Raw genomic sequence first — 13,989 nt, 5'->3', positions numbered from 1 at the left:
GCGGCGACGACACCCGCAGCAACTCGGCCAGATCGGCGTCGTCGGGCGGGCAGAGCGGGCGCACCGCCTTCTCGCCCGGCCGCGGCGGTGGTCCCAGCGCACGACGCGGTGTCCCCCACTCGCCGCCACCAGCGCGGCGTGACCGGGCAGCTCGACGAGCGCGGAGGTCAGCACCGAATCAGGGTCACGGCGCTGTCGGTGAGAGGATCGCGGGCATGACGCCACCCGAACCGCACGCCTTCGCCCGCGACTGGCTGGCCGCATGGAACGCCCACGACGTCGAGGCGGTGCTGCGGCACTTCCACGACGACGTCGTGTTCACGTCGCCGGTGGCGGCGCGGGTGCTGCCCGAGACCGGCGGCGTGCTGCGCGGCAAGGACGAGCTGCGCCGGTACTGGACCGAGGGGCTGCGGCAGATCCCCGACTTGCGGTTCACCGTCGAGGCGGTCTACGCGGGCGTCTCGGCGCTCGTCATCACCTACCGCAACCAGAAGGACGTGCTGGTCAACGAGGTGCTGATCTTCGACGGCGACCGCGTGCGCGAGGGCCACGGCACCTACCCGGGCGACGACCCGAACCCGGCCGGAGCACGCGGCTGACGCCGAGTTCGGGGCCCCGGAGGTGCGATCAAGGAACCCATCGGTTAGCCTCCCCTAAGTAAGGCGAAGCAACCTTCACACGGGGACTCGATGACCATCGCGACCACCGAGCGTGCCGTCCGGCGCGCCGCAGACGTGCCGTCCTGGCGACCCTTCAGGGTGACCGTCGCGCGCGTCCAGCAGCTCACGCCATGCTTCCTGCGCATCACCTTCACCGGCGGCGACCTCGACGAGTTCGGTCACGACGGCCCCGACCAGCGCATCAAGCTCTACCTGCCGAAGGACGGCCAGGCGCTGCCGGACGCCGGCGACGGCGACTGGTTCGCGCGCTACCGCGCCATGGACCCGGAGGTCCGCGGCGCGCTGCGCACCTACACGATCCGCGCCGTCCGCCCGGCGCAGCGCGAGGTCGACGTCGACTTCGCCCTGCACGGCGACGCCGGCCCCGCCTCGGCGTGGGCCGCCCGCGCCGTCATCGGCCAGGAGGTCGCGCTGATCGGCCCCAACCGGCTCTACGGCGCCGACTGCCAGGGCCACGAGTGGAGCCCGCCGGTCGACGTCAGCGACGTGCTGATCGCCGGTGACGAGACGGCCGTCCCCGCGGTGTGCGGCATCCTCGAGCGGCTGAGGGGCACGCTCGATCCCGGCGCGCGCGTGCAGGTGTTCCTGGAGGTCCCTGACGCCGGCGACGTGCTGCCGCTGCTGGCGCCCGACCAGGCCGAGATCACCTGGCTGTCCCGCCGCCGCCCCGACGGCACCGTCGCGGCCAACGGCGAGCTGCTGGTCGACGCGGTGTGCGCGGCCGAGTTCGGCCGAGGCGCCCGGGCCGCCGCGCTGGACGCGAGCGCCGTCGACACCGTCGACATCGACCTCGAGGTGCTGTGGGAGGTCGCCGCGGCGGCCGGCAGCAGCGCCTACGCGTGGATCGCGGGCGAGGCCGGCGCCGTCAAGACGATCCGCCGGCACCTGGTGCGCGAGCGCGGCATCGACAAGGGCGCCGTCTCGTTCATGGGCTACTGGCGCACCGGCCGCTCGGAGAACTGAGCCACTACCGCAAGCGCACCACGCTGCCCGTCAGCAGCTTCGCCTCGTCGGAGACCACCCAGGCGATGACCTCGGCGACCTCTTCCGGCGTCGCGACGTGGGTGAGCTCGCGACTGGCCTCGACGGCGGCCCGCACGTCGTCGGTGACCCAGCCGGTGTCGGTGACCGGCGGGTAGACGATGTTGGCGGTGACGCCATAGGGCGCCAGCTCGACCGACGCTGACATGGTGTAGTTCTCCTGCGCCGCCTTGGCCGCGCCGTACGACACCTCGTCGGGGAAGCCGTGCTGGCCGCCCGACGTCAGCCCGACGATGCGTCCCCAGGCACCGCCGCGGGCCACGTGGCGGCGGGCGAACTCGGCGATCAGCAGCGCCGGCGCCATGGCGTCGACGCCGAACTGCTGCCGGAACGTCTGCTCGGTGACCTGCGTCATCGGCCGGCCGAACCGGTCGGTCGCGGCGGGCGCGAAGGTGTCCTGTACCCACCCGCTGGCGTTGTTGACGAGGACGTCGACCGGCCCGAGGTGCTGCTCGGCGAGGTCGAACAGCCGGGCCGGCGCGGCCGGGTCGGTGAGGTCGGCCTCGACGGCGTGCGCGCGGGCGCCGGCGGCCTCGACGGCGGCGACGACGTCTTCGGCGTCGCCGCGTCTCGCCTCGTTGTACGCCGCTTCCTGGCCCTCGGAGTCGCCCGGGCGGAAGAACGCCACCAGGACGTCGACACCGCGTTCGGCGAGGACGACCGCGGTGGCGGCGCCGATGCCGGCGTTGGCTCCGGTGACGATGGCGACGTGCGGCGTGATCTCGTTCATCGGCCCATCCTCACGACGGACGGCGGACCAGCGCCACCAGTTTCTTCGGCGCCAGGAGGCAGTAGCTCTCCGTCATCAGCTCGGCGACCTCGGTCCAGTCGACGTCGCCGACCAGCGCCAACACGACGACGTCGCGGCCCCAGCGGGCCTTGAAGAACGGCGGCCCGCCCGCCACCAGCGCGTCCAGCTCTTCCGCCGGCGCGCGGAACGTGACCACCGTCACCTCCTCGTCGGCGCCGACCACCCGCGCGTACGCCGCCTCCACGTCGGGCACGACGGTGAGCACGTGCGCGAACGTCCGGCCGCGCACCCGCCAGCGCGTGCCCACCCACGCCTGCTCCTCGTAGGCGTCGGGCAGGCCCATGCAGATGTCGCGCAATGCCTCGACGAACTCCTCGGGCACGTCGTCGTCGTGCTGGATCATCCACCGAGGCTAGCCGCCGCCTCCGACACCCGGCCCGGACGACGGCGCGTCCGTCGGTGGCGGGTGATCGGCGGCGCCGAGTGTGTCGGTGCCCGCCCGTAGGGTGGGCACCCTCCCTCGAGGGGCGGGTCATACCTACTACCGCGCGGCGAACGGCGGCAAGCACTCACGGCACCCGCTGCTGCTGACCCACGCGGGCCGACCACCGCCAGCCGCGCGCGCCGCCGAGCCGCCCCGGCCACGGGCACGCACACGGCACCCACCGCCAGCCCCGCGCTGCCGGGCCGCCCCCGGCCACGGGCACGCACACCACACCCACCGCCACCCGCGCGCGCCACCCGCGCGCGCCGCCCGCTCGCTGAGCCGGCCGCCAGCCGCCAGACGTCAGCCGCGGGCGAGGGCGTGCTGCACGTCCACCGTCCGCTCGTGCAACTCGCGGTACAGCGGGAACAGCCGGTCGTACACGGCGGCGTCGGCGGGGTCGGGCGACACCGTGACGCCGCCGCCGTTCCAGAGGTCGTCCCGGGAGGCGGCGCCGATCGCCACCGCCGCGAACTTGGCGTCGCCGTAGGCGGCGCCGACCGTCACCGGGGGCACCTCCTGCGTCACCCCGGCGGCGCTGCTGACGATGCCGGTCCACAGGTCGCCTTGGGTGCCACCGCCCACCGCGACCACCCGCGAGGCCGCGACCCCGGCGGCGGCGAACTCGGCCAGGTTGTGCCGCACCCCGAACGCGGTCGCCTCGAGCAGCGCCCGGTAGACGTGCCCGGCGCCGTGGCGCAGGGACAGCCCGGCCAGCACGCCACGCGCGTCGGGGTCGGCGAACGGGGTGCGCTCGCCGTCGAAGTACGGCAGCGCCAGCAGGCCGTCCGACCCGGCCGGCACCTCGGCCGCCGACGCCAGCAGCGACGCGTAGGGACGGCCGCCGGTGAGGTCACGGAACCAGCCGGTGATCGACCCGGAGCTGGCCATGCCGCCGGCCAGCGTGTGCACGCCCTGATGCTGCCCGACGGTCCCCCACAGCTGCGGATGCGCCACCGGCGACGACGTCACCGCGATGAAGAACATGGTCGAGCCGTACATGATCATCACGTCGCCGGGACGCCGGACGTCGACGCTCTCGGCCTCGGCCCAGGCGTCGATGGTGCCGACGGCGACCGGCGTCCCCGCCCGCAGCCCGGTCGCGGCCGCGGCGGCCTCCGTCACCGAGCCGGCGAGGTCCGTCGGCCAGCGCAGCGACGGCAGCGCCAGCCCGGGCGCAACGATCTCGGCCCACTCCGGGATCCACTCGCCGCGATGCCGGTCGTACAGCGGCTGCGCCTGGTTCGCCGAATGGTGGTCCAGCACATACGAACCGGTCAGCCGGTACACGACGTAGCTGTTGGCCATGAAGAAGTACCGGGTCCGGGCCCACACGTCCGGCTCGTTCTCGCGGATCCAGGCCAGCTTCGGCCCGGCCGACTGCGACGACAGCCGCGACCCGCACCGAGCCAGCACCTCGTCCGGGCCGAGCCGCGACGACAAGGCGTCGGCCTGCCCGACGGCGCGGGTGTCGACGCCGTAGAGGATGGCCGGCCGCAGCGGCGCCCCGTCGGGCCCGGCCACCAGCGCCGTCGGCCCGATGCCGCTCACGCACACGGCGCCGATCGACGCGGCGGGGAACCGCGCGGTCAGCCGCCGGCTCAGCTCGCACACGTCGGACCACCAGACGGCGTCGGCGTCCTGCTCGACCCAGCCCGGCCGCGGCCGCTGGGTGTCGTGCTCGACCACCTCGACGGCGACGACGTCACCGCCGGGCGACGCCAGGACGGCCTTGCTGCTGGCCGTCCCGATGTCGATCCCGAGGACGAACTCCGCCATCAGCCGCCCAGTCGCTGGAAGTCGACGTCCAGCTGGCGGCAGACCTGCTCCAGCTCGGCCACGTAGTCACCCGGCACCGCGTGGATGTGGTTGGCGCCGAACCGGGACAGGAACTCGTCGGCGGGGACGTCCATGCGGGTGAACGCGTGCGGCCACTCGAACGTCGACTGCCGGGCCAGCTGCTCGTTGACCTCGTCGCCGTAGTCCTCGAACGCGCCGCGCACCACCTGCATGCGGTAGCGGCCGCTGTGCCGGGTGAGCCGGGCCAGCGTCATGTCGCCGGGCGCCGCGATGTGGTGCACGGACGCGCCGCCGGCCGGGAAGAAGAACACCTCCGGGTACAGGTGCACACGGCGCAGGTTCTCGGCCGGGTCGTCGCTGCGGGCGGCGTACCAGGTGGCGTGCTGGCCGGAGTTGGCCATGTCCCAGATGTCGCGGTCGGCGTGGTAGTGCCGGACGTCGGCGAACAGCACCGGGTCGCCGGAGATCAGCTTGAGGATCTGCATGGTCAGCGCGGCGTCCATGTCGGACTCCGTCGCGGTGACGTGGGTCGGCTTCGGGCCCTCCCAGTCGTACGGGTCGTTGAGGAACGCCTCGGTGATGTCCATGGTGGTGAAGTGCGTCGTCAGCTCCGGCTGGCCCTTGATGCCGGAGAAGTCGAGATTCCACTCGTCGATCAGCTCACGCACCGCGTGGTACGAGCGGATCTGCCGCTCCAGCAGCTCGGGCGTCAGCTGCTTGCCGTCGTAGTGGACGTTGGCGTGCTTCTCCAGCCATTCGCGGCCGGCGCGCGCCCGCGAGTCGGGCACCAGCTCGGACCGGCGGACGATCTCCCACTGGTCGATCTCCTCGACGTCGACGCCGAAGGTCGAGAGCCACTGGTCGGTGTTGGCGACGGCGGTGTACATGCCCATCGGTCGGCCGCCGAACCGGCCGAACGTGCTCCCTCGCAGCCCGCCCACGGCCTGGGCGGCGCGGACGTGGACGAGCAGCCGCTCCAGCGTGGCGGGGTCGGCGACGTCGCCCCAGACCCGGCCGTGCACGCGGCCGATCTGGTCCAGCGAGCCGCCGGCGGCCAGCATGCCGACCATGCCGGGCTGGACGGGGTCGATGTTCGACAGCAGCACCAGCGGCCCCGGCGTCGCGTCGGCGGCGAGCATGGAGAAGTGCGGGAACGCCCACACCGAGTAGTTGAAGACCGTGAGGTCGGGCCGCGCCTCGGCGACCAGCCGGGCCTGGCTCGAGGCCAGCGCGTTCGACGACACCAGCTCGGGCGCCCGCACCACCTCGTGCCCGGCGCCCTCCAGCGCCGCGGCGATCGCGTCCTCCGACGAGCGAGCCCAGTCCGCGATGTCGCGGTGCACGAAGTCGCGTCCGTCGGAGATCGTCAACAGGCCGATACGTGCCACGAGGCCACTCCCATCACGTCGTCCACAAGCAGAAATCGATTGCCCACACGCTAGGCGAGGGCACTCGGACTGTCAACGGCGCGCCAGCGCCACGACCAGCCATGTCCTGCGATTTCGGCATTCGTCCTGACCAGAGTGTTGACCGCTGGGTTGCTCAGGGTCAACCTCTGCGTCACAGCAAGCAATCGATTGCTGAGGAGTGGACATGGTACCGCCGCCCGGTCACCCACCCGGCCGCCGATCCGGGCTCCCACCCGGTCCCGGCCCCACCCCCGACCCCCTCACCGCCGAACGCCCCGGACACCCCGGTCGCCGCCCCCAGCCTGCTCAGCGCGTGCGGCGGCACGAGCACCGCGTCGGGCTCGGGGCCGCTGCAGTTCTGGAACTTCTACGCGCCCGCGCCGACCGAGGATCCGGCCCTGCTGGCCCGGGCCGGCTGGATGCACGAGACCGTCGACCGCTGGAACGCCGAGAACGAGCAGCAGATCGAGCTCGTCTACGCACCGGTCCTGGGCAGCGAGAAGCTGGCCACCGCGTTCTCCGCGGGCGAGGGCCCGGACATCTTCCTGATCAGCCCCGGCGACATCGCCCGCTACCTCAACGGGAACGTGCTGGCCGAGCTCACCCCGCACCTGTCCCAGGAGGCGGTGGACGACTTCTTCGCCGACAACCTGGCCACGCGCATGATCGGCGACAAGGTCTACGCGCTGCCCATGGAGATCGAGCCGCTCGCGCTCTTCTACAGCCGGCCGGCGTTCGAGGCGGCCGGGCTGTCCGAGGGCGACCTGCCGGCCAGCTGGGACGACCTCATCGCCGTCAGCGACCAGCTGGTGTCGGCCGGCCAGGGCGGGCTGGTGTTCCCGACCGCACAGGACTACTACCAGAACTTCGTCTGGTACCCGTGGATGTGGCAGGGCGGCGGCGAGGTCATCGCCGGCGACGGCCGCAGCGGCTTCGACTCCGACGGCGCCGTCGCCGCGCGGCGGCTGTGGAAGGAGACCCGTCGACCTCGGCATCACCCCGCGGGTGCCGCCGGCCTCCAACGACCTCGTCGTCGCCTTCTCCGAGGGCTACGCGTCGGTCTGGCAGTCGGGCATCTGGTCGATCCAGGACTTCGAGCGCAAGGCGCCGGACTTCGACTACGGCGTCATCCCGCTGCCCGTCGCCGACGGCGGCGAGCCGGCCACCGTGCTGGGCGGGTGGGCCTTCGCCGCCAACGCCAAGGGCAACCAGTTCTCGCTGCGCCGGCTCCGCCTCGAGCCGTACGAGCCGACGGCGCCGGCCAACCCGCGCGATCCCGGCCGCAACCTGGCCCGCGCCGAGCCGGGCGCGGTCGTCACCGACACCACCTCGCACTACGGGCACGACGGCTACCTCGCCGACGGCCGCACCGACCTCAGCGAGGACAGCTGGAACGGCCAGGCCGAGGAGACCGACTGGTGGGGGTACACGTGGCCGCGGACCGTGCACGTCAACCGGGTCGTCTACACGTCGGGGCAGATCTTCCCCGACGGCGGCTGGTTCGGCGCCGCCCCGCGGGTGCAGGTGCGGCGGGACCACGAGTGGCACGACGTCACCGGTCTCGCCGTCGACCCGCCCTACCCCGCCGACGCCACCGCCGGGCCGTTCCGCACGTTCACCCTCAGCTTCGACGACACGAGTGGCGACGGCGTGCGGCTGATCGGGCCGCCGGGCGGCGCCGGCACTTCACGTCCGTCGCCGAACTGGAGGTGTACTACGAATAACGGCTCGGAAATCGATTCCACCGTCCACTAGGATCATCCCGTGGTGACCATCTACGACGTCGCGCGGCATGCGGGCGTCTCCGCGGCCACGGTGTCCCGGGTGCTCAACGGGCACACCCAGGTCGACCCCGCGCTCGCGGAGCGGGTCACGTCGTCCGTCGCCGAGCTGGGCTATCGGCGCAACGCCGTGGCACGGAACCTGCGCCGCAGCCGCACCACGCTGTGGGCGGTGATCATCTCCGACGTCGAGAACCCGTTCTTCACCGCCATGGTCCGCGGTGTCGAGGACATCGCGCTGGCCGAGGGGTACTCCGTCGTGCTCTGCAACAGCGACGAGAACCCCGAGAAGGAGTCGAACTACATCGCGGCCGCGCTCACCGAGCAGATGGCCGGCGTCATCATCTCGCCGTCGTCCAACCGCGTCGACGACGTCAAGTTGCTGCTCGACGCCGGTTGCCCGGTGGTCGTCATCGACCGCGAACTGCAGGGACCACGCACCGACACCGTCCTCGTCGACAACGAGCACGGCGCCGAGCTGGCCACCACGCACCTCGTCGAGCAGGGCTACCGGCGCATCGCCTGCATCGGCGGCCCGCGCTGGCTCAGCACCGCCACGTCGCGCCACGACGGCTACAAGCGAGCGCTCGCGACCGCCGGCCTGCCGCTCGACCCCGCGCTGGTGCGGTTCGCCGACTTCCGCGAGCGCGGCGGCTACGAGGCCATGGCGTCGCTGCTCGACGACGGCGCCGCGCCCGACGCGCTGTTCGCGGCGAACAACCTCATGACGGTCGGCGCGCTGGAATGCCTGGTGCAGCGCCAGCAGGCCATCCCGTCCGACATCGCCGTCGTCGGGTTCGACTCCATCCCGTGGGCCGACCTCATCCGGCCCACCCTGACCACCGTGGCGCAGCCGGCGTACGAGGTCGGCCGGCAGGCGGGTCAGCTACTCACCCGGCGGCTGACCAAGCCCGACGCCGACGTCACGCGTATCGTCCTGCCCACCGAGCTGCAGGTGCGGGCCAGCTCCATCCGGCAGGCCTGACGGCCGGCCCCTTGACCCCTCGGCGACGCCCCACCCAGGCTGGAAATCGATTTCCCAGTCTCCGCCGACGTCGAAGGAGACCCCGTGCGACTGCTACCCCCGGCCGCCGCCGGCGCGAGCCTGCTGCTCGTCGCCGCCCTCACCGCCTCCGCCGCCGAGCCAGAGCCGGGCGTCACGGTCGCACCGGGCGAGCCGGTCGCCCTGCTGACCGGCGCGGGCTCGATCAACGAGACCGACCTGCGCTACCAGGTGCACGGCACCGACCTCGGCGTCATGTGGGACGACGGCGACGGCTCCGTGCTGATGGCCTTCGGCGACACCTACGGCGCGGGCTGGGGCGGCAACGGCGCCGGGCCGCGCGAGGCGGACTGGCGGTGCAACGTGCTGGCGGTGTCGTCGGACCGCGACCTCGCCGACGGCATGACGTTCGACACGATGGTGCAGGACCGGCCCGGGCACGCCGGCCAGCTGCTGGACTGCCTGCAGCAGAACGGCGTCGAGGAGACGGTCATCCCGACGGCCGGCATCGCCGTCGACGGCCGCAGCTACCTGCACTACATGTCGGTGAACCACTGGGGCCCGGCCGGCACCTGGTTCACCAACCACTCCGGCATCGCCTGGTCCGACGACGGCGGCACGACGTGGACGAAGGACCCGGACGCCGCCTGGCCGAACACGCCGGAGTGGGACGACGACTTCCAGATGGCGGCGTTGGCCCGCCACGGCGGCCACGTCTACCTGTTCGGCACGCCCGATCGGCGAGCTGTCGGTGCAGTACAACGAGTACACCGGCCGCTGGCTGATGACCTACCTCGACGAGTCGCGGGCGCAGATCGTCCTGCGCGACGCGCCCCAGCCGACCGGCCCCTGGGGCGACGAGCAGGTGCTCGTCGACGGCGCCGAGTACCCGGCGCTGTACGGCGGATACCTGCACCCATGGTCCAGCGGACCGGACCTCTACTTCGCGCTCACCCAGTGGGGCCCGTACAACGTGACGCTGATGCGCTCGACGCTCACGCGGCGGTGACGGACCGCATGGCGCTGTTGGTGTCGCCAGAGCAGCGCATTCAGCGCCATGACCACGGTGGCGTCCTCGGCAGGAGGTGACCTGAACGCCAACCGTTGGCGCTCGCGTCACCTTGCCCGGGTGGTGCTCGCGCCTGGCCGGGCCGGCCGGCACAACGCCCGGCCGCTCCCGAAGGAGCGACCGGGCGACGGACGGCGCGGGTGGAACCCGGACTCTAGACCAGGCGCTTGGCGAGGTTCTCGTCGAGCGCGCCGAGGAAGTCCTCGGTGGTCTTCCACTCCTGGTCGGGGCCGACCAGCAGCGCGAGGTCCTTCGTCATGACGCCGGACTCGACGGTCTTGACGATGACGTCCTCGAGGGTCTCGGCGAAGCCGGTGACCTCGGGGGTGTTGTCGAGCTTGCCGCGGTGCTTGAGGCCACCGGTCCACGCGAAGATCGAGGCGATCGGGTTGGTGGAGGTCGGCTTGCCGGCCTGGTGCTGGCGGTAGTGCCGGGTGACGGTGCCGTGCGCGGCCTCGGCCTCGACGGTCTTGCCGTCGGGCGTCATGAGCACCGACGTCATGAGGCCGAGCGAGCCGAAGCCCTGCGCGACGGTGTCGGACTGGACGTCGCCGTCGTAGTTCTTGCAGGCCCAGACGTAGCCGCCCTCCCACTTCATGGCGGCCGCGACCATGTCGTCGATGAGCCGGTGCTCGTAGGTGAGCCCGGCCTGCTCGAAGTCGGCCTTGAACTCCCGCTCGAAGACGTCGGCGAAGATGTCCTTGAAGGCGCCGTCGTAGGCCTTGAGGATGGTGTTCTTCGTCGACATGTAGACCGGGTAGCCGCGCTGCAGGCCGTAGGAGAACGAGGCCCGGGCGAAGTCCTCGATGGACTTGTTGAAGTTGTACATGCCCATGGCCACGCCGCCGTCGTCGCCGTAGTTGGCGACCACGTGCTGGATCGGCTCGGAGCCGTCGGCCGGGGTGAAGGTGATGGTCAGCTCGCCGGCGCCGGGCACCTTGAAGTTGGTGGCCTTGTACTGGTCGCCGTGCGCGTGACGGCCGATGATGATCGGCTTGGTCCAGCCCGGCACCAGCCGCGGGATGTTGGAGATGATGATCGGCTCGCGGAACACCACGCCGCCGAGGATGTTGCGGATCGTGCCGTTCGGCGAGACCCACATCTTCTTCAGGCCGAACTCCTCGACCCGCGCCTCGTCGGGCGTGATGGTGGCGCACTTGACGCCGACGCCGTGCTCCTTGATGGCGTGGGCGGCGTCGATGGTGACCTGGTCGTCGGTGGCGTCGCGGTGTTCGATGCCGAGGTCGAAGTAGCGCAGGTCGATGTCGAGGTACGGATGGATCAGGCGGTCCTTGATGAACGACCAGATGATCCGCGTCATCTCGTCGCCGTCGAGCTCGACGACGGGCCCGGCTACCTTGATCTTCGCCATGTTGTCAGCAACTCCCGGATGAGAATGTTTGTCTCGACGTCAAGATAACAGACGGTCAGACGAGGCCCAGCGCCGCCACCGCGTCGCGCTCCTCCGTCAGCTCCCGCACCGACGCGTCGATGCGCTCGCGGGAGAAGTCGCTGACCTCCAGGCCCTGGACGATCTCCCAGGCGCCGCCGCGCGAGACCACCGGGAACGACGAGATCAGGCCCGCGGGCACGCCGTACGAGCCGTCGGACACGATGGCCGCCGACGTCCAGCCGCCCTCGGGGGTGCCGTTGACCCAGTCGTAGACGTGGTCGATGGCCGCGTTGGCCGCCGACGCCGCCGACGACGCGCCGCGCGCCTCGATGATCGCGGCGCCGCGCTTGGCCACCGTCGGGATGAAGTCGTCGGTCAGCCACGCCTCGTCGACCAGCTCCGACGCCGGCTTCCCGGCGACCTCGGCGTGGAAGATGTCGGGGTACTGGGTGGCCGAGTGGTTGCCCCAGATGGTCAGCTTCGCGATGTCGGCGACGCCGACGCCCAGCTTCGCCGACAGCTGCGACAGCGCGCGGTTGTGGTCGAGGCGGGTCATCGCGGTGAAGCGGTCGGCCGGGACGTCCGGCGCGTGCGACTGTGCGATCAGCGCGTTGGTGTTGGCCGGGTTGCCGACCACCAGCACGCGGACGTCGTCAGCCGCGCCGGCGTTGATGGCCTCGCCCTGCGGCTTGAAGATGCCGCCGTTGGCCTCGAGGAGGTCGCCGCGCTCCATGCCCTTCGTCCGCGGCCGCGCCCCGACCAGCAGGGCGACGTTGACGCCGTCGAACGCCTGGCGCGGGTCGTCGTAGATGTCGATGCCGGACAGCAGCGGGAACGCGCAGTCGTCCAGCTCCATGGCGGTGCCCTCTGCCGCCTTCACCGCCGGCGGGATCTCCAGCAGCTTCAGCCGCACCGGGGTGTCGGCGCCCAGCAACTGCCCGGACGCCACCCGGAACAGCAGGGCGTAGCCGATCTGACCGGCCGCGCCGGTGACGGTGACGTTGACGGGCTGGGACATGGTGATTCTCTCCTCGATGAGCTGCGACGGAACGACGGTGTCAGGACGGGGGCGGGACGATGAGCGACGCGATCAGGGTCCCCGCCCCCAGGAACCCCAGCGTCAGCAGGTCGATGGCGCGCGAGCGCACCTTGAGCAGGCCGGCGATGCCGCTGGGCAGCACGGCCCGCAGGACGGCCGCCAGGCACACGCCGCCGGCGATGATGAACGTGCCGCGGCGGAAGTGGTTGTCGGCCACGATGAACGTGCCGATGGCGATGACCGTCAGCACCAGCAGCAGCGGCCACTGCCGGAACACCGCGCGCAGCCAGCTCGCGGGCATGAGCCGCCGCTCGGCGGCCTGGGCCCAACGGCTGCTGGCCGCCGCGCGATGCGTACCGGAGCGCGTGTTCACCGCTTCGAGATCTCCACCCACTGCTGGTCGTGCGGCCCGGTGTAGTCGCTGTCGGGCCGGATGAGGCGGTTGTCCTCGTGCTGCTCGATGACGTGCGCCGTCCAGCCGCTCATCCGCGAGATCGCGAAGACCGGCGTGAACAGGTCCGTCGGGATGCCCAGCGCGTGGTAGACGCTGGCGGCGAAGAAGTCGACGTTCGGGAACAGGCCCTTCTCGTCGAGCACTGTCTGCTCCATGCGGCGGGAGAACTCGTAGTAGCGGCGGTTGCCGGTGAGGTCGGCCAGCTCCTCGCTCATCTTGCGCAGGTGGGTGGCGCGGGGGTCCTCGGTCTTGTAGACCCGGTGGCCGAACCCCATGATCTTGCGGCCGGCGCCCAGCTCGTCGCGGACGAACTGGTCGACGGCGTTCTCGTCACCGTCGATCGACGTCAGCGTCTTCATGACCGCCTCGTTGGCGCCGCCGTGCAGCGGGCCGCGCAGCGCGCCCATGGCGCCGGTGATGGCCGAGTGCATGTCGGAGAGCGTGGCGGCGATGACCCGCGCGGTGAACGTCGACGCGTTCATCGTGTGGTCGGCGTGCAGCACCAGGCACTCGTCGAAGATCTCCGCGGCCCGCGGCGCCGGCCGCTCGCCGGTGATCTGCAGCAGGAAGTTGCCGGCGATGCCCAGCTCGGGGTCGGCGTCGGGCACCTCGCGGCCGGACCGCTGCGCCTCGTACGACGCCACCAGCACCGGCAGCTGCGCGACCAGCCGGGTCGCCTTGCGGCGGTCGGCGTCGATGGACGCGTCCTCGGCGTCGGGGTCGTCGATGGCCAGCGACGACACCAGCGTGCGCAGCGCCTCCATCGGCGTGCCGCTGCCGACGACGTAGGGCAGCAGCGTGGCGGAGACCGAGCCGTACCGGCGGCCGTCGGCCAGCTCGGCCGTCAGCCCGTCGAGCTCGGCCTGCGTGGGCAGCGTGCCCCGCTGTAGCAGGTGGACGCACTCCTCGAAGGAGATGCGCCCGGCGATGTCGTGGATGTCGTAGCCCCGGTACCAGAGCCGACCCTCTCGCCCGTCGATGTCGGAGATCGACGTGGACGCGGCCACGACGTCGGCGAGGCCGCGCGGAGATTTCTCGGCCATGAAATGGGTCCTCCTCAAGGGGAAGAACGAACCGGCGTCGAT

General features: G+C 71.9%; 12 protein-coding genes and 2 pseudogenes. 6 read left to right on the top strand and 8 right to left on the bottom strand.

Features of this window, described 5'->3' with window-relative positions; translation table 11 throughout:
* Nucleotides 1-215: 215 nt before the first annotated feature.
* Nucleotides 216-599, top strand: coding sequence for a nuclear transport factor 2 family protein (locus BLV02_RS27960; protein WP_069112517.1), 384 nt, complete (start codon nt 216-218; stop codon nt 597-599).
* A 90-nt stretch (nt 600-689) separates the two neighbouring features.
* On the top strand, nt 690-1,643 hold the full coding sequence (locus BLV02_RS27955; protein ID WP_069112516.1) for a siderophore-interacting protein: 954 nt from the start codon (nt 690-692) through the stop codon (nt 1,641-1,643).
* 4 nt (nt 1,644-1,647) lie between these two features.
* Here BLV02_RS27955 and BLV02_RS27950 read toward each other — a convergent pair whose 3' ends face one another.
* The 4 genes from BLV02_RS27950 to BLV02_RS27935 form a co-directional block, all read right to left on the bottom strand.
* Nucleotides 1,648-2,451 carry an SDR family NAD(P)-dependent oxidoreductase gene (locus tag BLV02_RS27950; RefSeq protein ID WP_069112515.1) on the bottom strand — a complete coding sequence of 268 codons (804 nt, stop codon included), beginning with the start codon at nt 2,449-2,451 and terminating at the stop codon, nt 1,648-1,650.
* A gap of 10 nt (nt 2,452-2,461) precedes the next feature.
* Nucleotides 2,462-2,875, bottom strand: a complete 414-nt coding sequence (locus BLV02_RS27945; protein WP_069112514.1) for an MmcQ/YjbR family DNA-binding protein — start codon at nt 2,873-2,875, stop codon at nt 2,462-2,464.
* Nucleotides 2,876-3,259: 384 nt separating this feature from the next.
* The gene (locus BLV02_RS27940) at nt 3,260-4,735 is read right to left on the bottom strand and encodes an FGGY-family carbohydrate kinase (RefSeq protein ID WP_069112513.1); all 1,476 of its coding nucleotides are present in this window, start codon (nt 4,733-4,735) and stop codon (nt 3,260-3,262) included.
* Nucleotides 4,735-6,144: an L-fucose/L-arabinose isomerase family protein gene (locus tag BLV02_RS27935; RefSeq protein WP_069112512.1), complete on the bottom strand. Its 1,410-nt coding sequence runs from the start codon at nt 6,142-6,144 to the stop codon at nt 4,735-4,737. Before BLV02_RS27935 ends, BLV02_RS27940 begins: the two co-directional genes overlap by 1 nt.
* A 101-nt stretch (nt 6,145-6,245) precedes the next feature.
* Between BLV02_RS27935 and BLV02_RS38640 the strand changes: the two are divergent.
* The 4 genes and pseudogenes from BLV02_RS38640 to BLV02_RS27910 form a co-directional block, all read left to right on the top strand.
* Nucleotides 6,246-7,133: pseudogene (locus tag BLV02_RS38640) on the top strand (ABC transporter substrate-binding protein); the annotation flags it as partial.
* A 37-nt stretch (nt 7,134-7,170) separates the two neighbouring features.
* Nucleotides 7,171-7,920, top strand: a complete 750-nt coding sequence (locus tag BLV02_RS37785; RefSeq protein WP_069112511.1) for a hypothetical protein — start codon at nt 7,171-7,173, stop codon at nt 7,918-7,920.
* A gap of 9 nt (nt 7,921-7,929) precedes the next feature.
* On the top strand, nt 7,930-8,931 hold the full coding sequence (locus BLV02_RS27915) for a LacI family DNA-binding transcriptional regulator (RefSeq protein ID WP_069112510.1): 1,002 nt from the start codon (nt 7,930-7,932) through the stop codon (nt 8,929-8,931).
* Between the two features lie 273 nt (nt 8,932-9,204).
* A pseudogene (locus tag BLV02_RS27910) lies at nt 9,205-9,958 on the top strand (DUF4185 domain-containing protein).
* Between the two features lie 214 nt (nt 9,959-10,172).
* Here BLV02_RS27910 and BLV02_RS27905 read toward each other — a convergent pair.
* Genes BLV02_RS27905 through BLV02_RS27890 form a run of 4 tightly spaced genes read right to left on the bottom strand, consistent with a single transcriptional unit; the run spans nt 10,173 to nt 13,947 of the window.
* On the bottom strand, nt 10,173-11,390 hold the full coding sequence (locus BLV02_RS27905; protein WP_069112509.1) for an NADP-dependent isocitrate dehydrogenase: 1,218 nt from the start codon (nt 11,388-11,390) through the stop codon (nt 10,173-10,175).
* 55 nt (nt 11,391-11,445) lie between these two features.
* Nucleotides 11,446-12,429 carry a malate dehydrogenase gene (locus BLV02_RS27900; RefSeq protein WP_069112508.1) on the bottom strand — a complete coding sequence of 328 codons (984 nt, stop codon included), beginning with the start codon at nt 12,427-12,429 and terminating at the stop codon, nt 11,446-11,448.
* A gap of 40 nt (nt 12,430-12,469) precedes the next feature.
* Complete coding sequence (locus BLV02_RS27895; RefSeq protein ID WP_216094318.1) at nt 12,470-12,823, bottom strand: DUF3017 domain-containing protein; 354 nt, start codon at nt 12,821-12,823, stop codon at nt 12,470-12,472.
* Nucleotides 12,820-13,947 (bottom strand): citrate/2-methylcitrate synthase, encoded by a 1,128-nt coding sequence (locus BLV02_RS27890; protein ID WP_069112507.1) that lies wholly within the window; start codon nt 13,945-13,947, stop codon nt 12,820-12,822. Before BLV02_RS27890 ends, BLV02_RS27895 begins: the two co-directional genes overlap by 4 nt.
* Nucleotides 13,948-13,989: the final 42 nt, after the last annotated feature.

The sequence above is a fragment of the Jiangella alba genome (genome assembly GCF_900106035.1).
Lineage (GTDB): Bacteria > Actinomycetota > Actinomycetes > Jiangellales > Jiangellaceae > Jiangella > Jiangella alba.
This window is presented reverse-complemented; position numbering and strand designations above follow the sequence as displayed.